The following is a 6,575-nucleotide window of genomic DNA, read 5'->3' on the forward strand; positions in this document are numbered from 1 at the left end:
TTTAAAAGAGACAGTGACGTGGTAAAGGAGTTACAAAGTAAAATAGTAGTATTGATGTCTAGAGTGGAAAAATCAGAGCGTAAAAATGCATAAAGTACAGATTACGCCTTGTGATATTATTGAATATTCAGATAATTTGTGGTATTCTTAAATCAATAAATGATAATTTAGGGTGTTATTAATCTGAAGGAGGGATTTTAAATGGCGAGTAAATTTTTAATAGTCAAAATAGATGACCAGTTTAGGTTTCATCTAAAAGCTGTAAATGGTGAAATTATATTAAGTTCGCAACCTTACTCATCTCTTGCATCATGTAAAAAAGGTATTGAGAGTATAAGGGTAAATGCTCCTATCGCCCCTATTGAAGACCAAACTATTGAGGAATTTTCAATAGAGAAGAACCCTAAATTTGAGGTATACGAATATAAAAATGGAGATTATCGATTTAGATTAAAAGCGAGGAATGGAGAACTTATTGGTACTGGTGATAGATATAAATCTAAAGCTGGATGTCAAAATGGAATAGATTCCATAAAGAAAAATTCTGTAGAAGCGATAATCGTAGAAGAAGAAAACTAGTATTATTTTGCAAACAATCTCAGCAGCAGGGTTTCTATGCAGACATCAGCATAATGTAGTTGCTTAAATGTACCCTTAGATAAATCGCCGTATTATTCCAAAATGAATAATGCGGTGTTTTTTCTTAAACGGTGATATCGCTAAATTCTGTGCTATACTGATTCAGGATACATATAGGTAATTGTAGGTTTGTCAAACAAGTTGGACACGATGTAAAGCAAGAAAAGACATCGTAAAAACGCTTTTGATCTTCTCTGTGACCACGCTCCACCTTGCCGTTATGTCTAGGAGTGCATGGCTTAATGGTCTTATGAAAAATACCCAAGCGAGCAGCAGGACTTGGCGGATTTGGAAAGCATGGTCTATTAATCACCAATGAATATGGCCCCAGTGTACGGTTGGCGGCAGTACTTACAGACATAGAAAATCTACCTTATTCTAATGGTGAAGAGTTTGGCTGGATTAAGGAATTTTGCGAGTCGTGCAATGCGTGGTATTGATGTCAAGAGTTAACAAGTAAGTGTAGTAAGAAGCCTGTAAATGAGGGGTTTTCGAGTTTTGCAGGTGATAAACTGTAGCTTGAAAACTCCTTTTTTCGCTCTATGGGAATATATGCAAAAGGCTTATTTTGAACGTGACAGTGCAATTTAGATGTTTTCTGAATTTGCCGGGGAATTGAGTGAGAAGGAAGAAATGGTGATTTATGTTTTGATCCAGATTCATCACCAAAAGCGTATGAACATTATAAAAAGTACTAGGAATAGTAAAAAAAAATGTATACTTCTTAACTAAGGAGAACATACAACTATAATGCACTCATGGCTGTATCCATTCTGGATATTACTGATGAGTGCATTTTATTGATCTCCTATCTAAATAATTATGGAAGAATACATGTCGGATATTTGGAACACTAATTGTATTAATTGTTATTGTAGACATTTAAATGATTTGGTTGGAATAAATTAAATTAGCAGTTATCAGAACCTTTGATAAAACATGAATATGATATATTATTATTCAGGGACGAATATGCAGTATCCAGCGATATTTATGAATATGCGGGTATATAATAATAGGTTCATTTCTATTTAAAGAACACATGAGTTTAATTGCTTTAGAACGATGGCTTGTTTACGCTATCTTCATGTAAGAAATATCTTGAAATTGGAATTATGCAATTTTTTCATCTAAAACTCGTGATGTTAATGCTGCAAATTATTTGATACTGTTCAGCAAGAAGTAAAGTTTTTTGAGCAATTATTTATGGTAGATTAAATTGTTGATCTATAAGTTATGATTATGTCAAAAATTAATTTATAGAATATTTGCTACAGAACCGAATTATCAAGGCGATTGAAAAGACTTCTTCGGACCAACAGAGATATCAAAAGCAATCAATACACAATAAAAACAGGTATCCTGAGAATGGATACAAGGAATATATAATAAGTAATTATATAAAAAAGTAATTAAATAGTTTTAAAGATAGTATTGTTCTAATTGATTGGAGATGAGAATTTGCAAAAAAATGAAGAGAAAAAGAAACGTGCGGCGGAACTGCTCATCGCCAATAAGGCGCTGGCCTTCCAAAACGAGGAGAAAGAGAAACTGTGTTTGTGAACAAAGTTTTACCATATAATAGCAATTTTGAGGTTGAGGATAAAACTTTACTCTCTGCTGTTGTCCTGATGCCACAAAAAGATAAATAATGGGTCCTGAAAGGTCTAAAATTAAAGGTTTTCTGACCTTGTCTTAAAGGAAGAATCGAGGAAGCTAAAAAAATGGCAAACCTCTGGCTGATTCCAAAAGACGCTGAGAAGCCCATTGATAAGAGAAAAAAGTAAAAGGGAGGGAATTAACATATGAAGGAAGAGTTTCATAAGCAGGTAGAAGATAACTTAAAGAAAGACAAAGAGAAAGATAAAGATAAATGGGCAGCAGAGTTGGTCACTGCTAATAAAGAACTAGCTTATCAAAACGAAGAGAAAGAAAAAAGGGCAGCAGAGTTGGTCATTGCTAATAAAGAACTCGTTTTTCAGAGGGGAGAGAAGGCAGACAGAGCAGCTGAACTAGTCATCGCCGAGAAAGAGTTGGCTTTTCAAACTGAGGAGAAGGCAAACCTGGCAGCCGAACTGATCATCGCAAATAAGGAACTCATATTTCAAAATGGTGAGAAGGAAAAGCGAGCGGTTGATTTGCTTATAGCCAACGAAAAACTTGCTATTCAAAAAGAAAAGATAGAAGAACTCAATGAGCAGTTGGAAGATCGCGTGAGAGAGAGAACAGCCCAACTTGAATCTGCGAATAAAGAGTTGGAGTCGCTCTCCTACACGATATCCCACGACTTAAAGGCGCCTTTAAGGCATATTATTGGCTATGATGCTCTTTTAGTAAAAAAATATATAAACTTCCTTCCTGAGGAAGGACGGCAGTATCTTGAGAATATATCCAGCGCCACAAAAAACATGGGAGAATTGATTGATGGGCTGCTCCGATTTTCTAAAACGGGCAGAATAGAGATGAAGCAAACCGTGTTAAATATGAACGATATTGTCGATGCATATATCCAGCCTATACTGGAAGAAGATGTAGAACATAGGATAGTCTTTACCATTAAATCCATGCCCTTGGCTTTTGGTGATCTTGAGATGATTAAATCCGTATGGGGTAATCTGATCGAAAACGCAGTCAAGTTTACAAGTAAAAATGAGTTGGCTAAAATAACTATTGATGCAGAGCAAACTGAAAAAGAAATCATTTACCATATAAAAGATAATGGAGCGGGATTTGATATGAGCTATACATCAAAATTATTTGCTGTATTTCAGCGTTTGCATAGTCGTGAAGATTATGAAGGTACAGGAATTGGCTTAGCTACGGTTCAAAGAGTAATTACACGGCATGGTGGAAGAATTTGGGCTGAAGCTAAAGTTGGTGAAGGCGCGACCTTCTACTTTACTCTTATGAAAAGAAAAGGAGGTGAATAGCTAAGGAACTGAGAACTATTCTTTATGTTGAGGATAACCCATTGGATATTGAGCTGACCATGGAAGCCCTCGAAGAAAACAATATGGTGAATCCAATAGTTTCAGTTGGTGACGGTGTAGAAGCATTAGAGTATTTATCTTGTGAAGGTATTTACAAAGGGAGAAAACCGGAAAATCCTAGCATTATTCTGCTCGATTTAAAAATGCCGAGAATGGATGGACTTGAATTTTTATCTATTGTTAAAAAGGATATAAAATTTAAGCGGATACCGATTATTATGCTGACATCCTCGAGGGAAGAAGAGGATTTAATCAAGGGTTATAATCTGGGAGTGAATGCCTATGTTGTAAAACCACTTGATTTCATAGCTCTAATTGAAGCAGTAAAACAGATTGGAAATTTTTGGGTAATTATTAATGAATTACCCTTGGAATGAGAGGACTATATGGATAGTAAAAGTGATCCAAAACCAGTATTAAAAATACTTTCCCTGGAAGATTCTCCCATGGATGCTGAACTAATCTATGAATATCTTTGTGAAAATTTCAGTTATGAAATTCAAACGCATACCGTGTCTAAAGAAACAGACTTTATTTCCGCAATAACACTGGGGAAATATGATCTCATTCTTTCTGATTTTACGTTGCCTGGATTTAATGGCTTTACATCTTTGAAACATGCTAAAGCCATATGCCCGAAGACACCATTCATATGTGTATCCGGTTACATAGGTGAGGAGGTAGCTGTAGAGCTTTTAAAGCAAGGGGCTACAGATTATGTCGCAAAGGATAAACTGGGAAGACTGATTTATGCCATAGAAAGAGCTTTAAAAGAATCTGAAGAGAGAGAAGAGAAAGAGAAGCGGGCCAATGAACTGATTATTGCTAACAAAGAACTTGTCAAACAAAAGAAAATGATAGAGAGACTTAACGACCAATTAGAAAAAAGGGTCAAGAAGAGAACGGTTCAACTTGAATCAGCGAATAAAGAGCTTTTCAATCAAATAACCCTTCGGAAACTGGCACTCGAAAAAATTGAGCAGCTTGCGTATTATGATTTTTTAACTGGATTGCCAAATCGCGTGAATCTAGTAGACAGGATGAAGCAAGCAATAAATTTAGCGAAGCGGATTGAAAGCCCGATCGGAATTTTATTTTTAGACTTGGATGGCTTCAAAACGATTAATGATACTCACGGACATTTTCAAGGGGATGTATTGCTCAAAGCTGTGGCTACTAGGCTCACTAGTCTCGTTCGAGAAAGTGATACAGTGGCCAGGATAGGTGGCGATGAGTTTATCATTATGCTTCAAAACCTGAAAAGCGCCGATCACATTCTGATAGTTACGAATAAAATCATTGGTGCCTTTAGACAACCATTCATGCTGAATCACATCGAAATCTTTGTGACAATCAGTATTGGGATATCCGTTTTTCCGGCGGACGGGGAAACATATGAAACTCTCATCAAGAATGCTGATTTAGCCATGTTCAAAGCCAAGGCGAAGGGTAAAAATCAATCGGTCCTTTGTACTACAATCATGAAAGATATTATTGCGGAAAATATGAAACTGAGTAACGATTTGTATCGATCTTTGGAAAGAAATGAATTTGAAGTTTATTATCAACCCCAAATCAATCTCAATACGAAGAAAATAGTCGGTCTGGAAGCACTTCTTCACTGGAATCATCCCGAGTTAGGTTTGGTTTCTCCGGACAAATTCATTCATCTGGCGGAAAAAACCAAATTAATCAACCCCATTGGCAAGTGGATGTTGCACACAGTATGCATGCAGAACAAGGCCTGGCAGAAAGCGGGTTTGCCGCCCATCAGAGTTGCTGTAAATCTGTCCATCATCCAGTTGCAAAATCCCGAAATCACGAATCAGATTAAAGAGATCCTGGATGAAACAAAGCTATTACCTCAATATCTCGAGTTGGAAATCACGGAGCGTATTGCCATGCAGGATACGGATAATTTTGTTCGCGTTTTGAATGCCTTTCAGGAAATTGGCATTTACATCTCCATTGATGATTTCGGCACTGAGTATTCTTCATTAAAATATTTAAAATTATTACCAATTAATAGAATTAGAATTCCTGTGCCTGTTATCCAAGGGATTAACGGAGATGAGAGAGATGAAGCGATTACCAAAACCATAATTGTACTTGCAAGAAACATGGGGGTGGACGTCATTGCTAAAGGGGTTGAAACACAAAAGCAGGAGTCATATTTAGCGCAACGGATGTGTGATGAAACGCAAGGATTTTATTATTACAAACCCATGCCGGCAAAAGAAATTGAAGTTCTTTTGCGTACTAATTGTTAATTTTAATGATTATTAACTGAATTAGTTGAAGAAAAAATATAGGTTGTTTTTAGGGTGCAAAATCACCAATAGAGAAGTATGCCTCAAGATTGGCATGATGAGCGCTAATTTTGCGATTAATAAAGTATATAAACGGTGTGTGATTTTGATGCTAAAAATCTAGGTCGAATTGGAGAAGATATGTTTCCTCAAACCTAAAAACTGTCGATTTGTTCCCGCGCACCTCGTAAACACAAAAAATGCGGTTTACATTGATAAAATTTTGGAAATATCTTATAATAATTATCAAGAGCATTTTCATATGTATTAGTAGCCTCGAGTGCATGTTCGAGGTTTTTTCTTTAGAATCACTTGAAAAGTGAGTTATATGATTTGATCAATCATGATAATAGTATTTTTGAGTTTATTCAATTATATTTTGAAATCAACAATATTTAGGAGGAAGCATTAATGTATATATTACCAAGTTGTCCAAAATGTCATTCTGAGTATACTTATGAAATGGATGGAGTATTGGTTTGTCCGGATTGTGGTCATGAATGGTCGTTGGATACAAGGTCTGATAACGCTGAAGAAAAAGTAGTCAAAGATTCGAATGGCAATGTGCTTAGTGATGGCGATACAATAACTGTCATCAAAGATTTGAAAGTCAAAGGAAGCTCATCGGTTCTCAAAA

At 36.0% G+C, this 6,575-nt stretch carries 5 protein-coding genes and 2 pseudogenes; 6 read left to right on the forward strand and 1 reads right to left on the reverse strand.

The window, feature by feature from the left end:
- Positions 1–201 precede the first annotated feature (201 nt).
- Positions 202–579, forward strand: a complete 378-nt coding sequence (locus tag Q0L29_RS09470) for a YegP family protein (RefSeq protein ID WP_296621120.1) — start codon at positions 202–204, stop codon at positions 577–579.
- 232 nt (positions 580–811) lie between these two features.
- On the opposite strand, the pseudogene Q0L29_RS09475 reads toward Q0L29_RS09470, so the two are convergent.
- A pseudogene (locus Q0L29_RS09475) lies at positions 812–904 on the reverse strand (IS481 family transposase); the annotation flags it as partial.
- 1,435 nt (positions 905–2,339) lie between these two features.
- Between Q0L29_RS09475 and Q0L29_RS17565 the strand changes: the two are divergent.
- From Q0L29_RS17565 to Q0L29_RS09495, 5 genes and pseudogenes are all read left to right on the forward strand, one after another.
- Positions 2,340–2,426: pseudogene (locus Q0L29_RS17565) on the forward strand (DNA-binding protein); the annotation flags it as partial.
- Positions 2,427–2,444: 18 nt separating this feature from the next.
- The gene (locus tag Q0L29_RS09480; protein ID WP_296621123.1) at positions 2,445–3,569 is read left to right on the forward strand and encodes an ATP-binding protein; all 1,125 of its coding nucleotides are present in this window, start codon (positions 2,445–2,447) and stop codon (positions 3,567–3,569) included.
- A 17-nt stretch (positions 3,570–3,586) separates the two neighbouring features.
- Entirely contained in the window at positions 3,587–4,006 is a 420-nt protein-coding gene (locus Q0L29_RS09485) for a response regulator (protein WP_296621129.1), read from the forward strand.
- Positions 4,007–4,015: 9 nt separating this feature from the next.
- Complete coding sequence (locus Q0L29_RS09490) at positions 4,016–5,899, forward strand: EAL domain-containing protein (protein ID WP_296621125.1); 1,884 nt, start codon at positions 4,016–4,018, stop codon at positions 5,897–5,899.
- 450 nt (positions 5,900–6,349) lie between these two features.
- The coding region (locus tag Q0L29_RS09495; RefSeq protein WP_296621127.1) for a zinc ribbon domain-containing protein YjdM at positions 6,350–6,575 on the forward strand (226 nt) is incomplete at its 3' end.

Origin of the sequence: Marivirga sp. (genome assembly GCF_024636815.1) — a bacterium.
GTDB lineage: Bacteria > Bacteroidota > Bacteroidia > Cytophagales > Cyclobacteriaceae > Marivirga.

Coding starts and splice junctions, on each gene's coding strand:
- Q0L29_RS09470 (WP_296621120.1), top strand. CDS start 202: ATGGCGAGTAAATTTTTAATAGTCAAAATAGATGACCAGTTTAGGTTT.
- Q0L29_RS09480 (WP_296621123.1), top strand. CDS start 2,445: ATGAAGGAAGAGTTTCATAAGCAGGTAGAAGATAACTTAAAGAAAGAC.
- Q0L29_RS09490 (WP_296621125.1), top strand. CDS start 4,016: ATGGATAGTAAAAGTGATCCAAAACCAGTATTAAAAATACTTTCCCTG.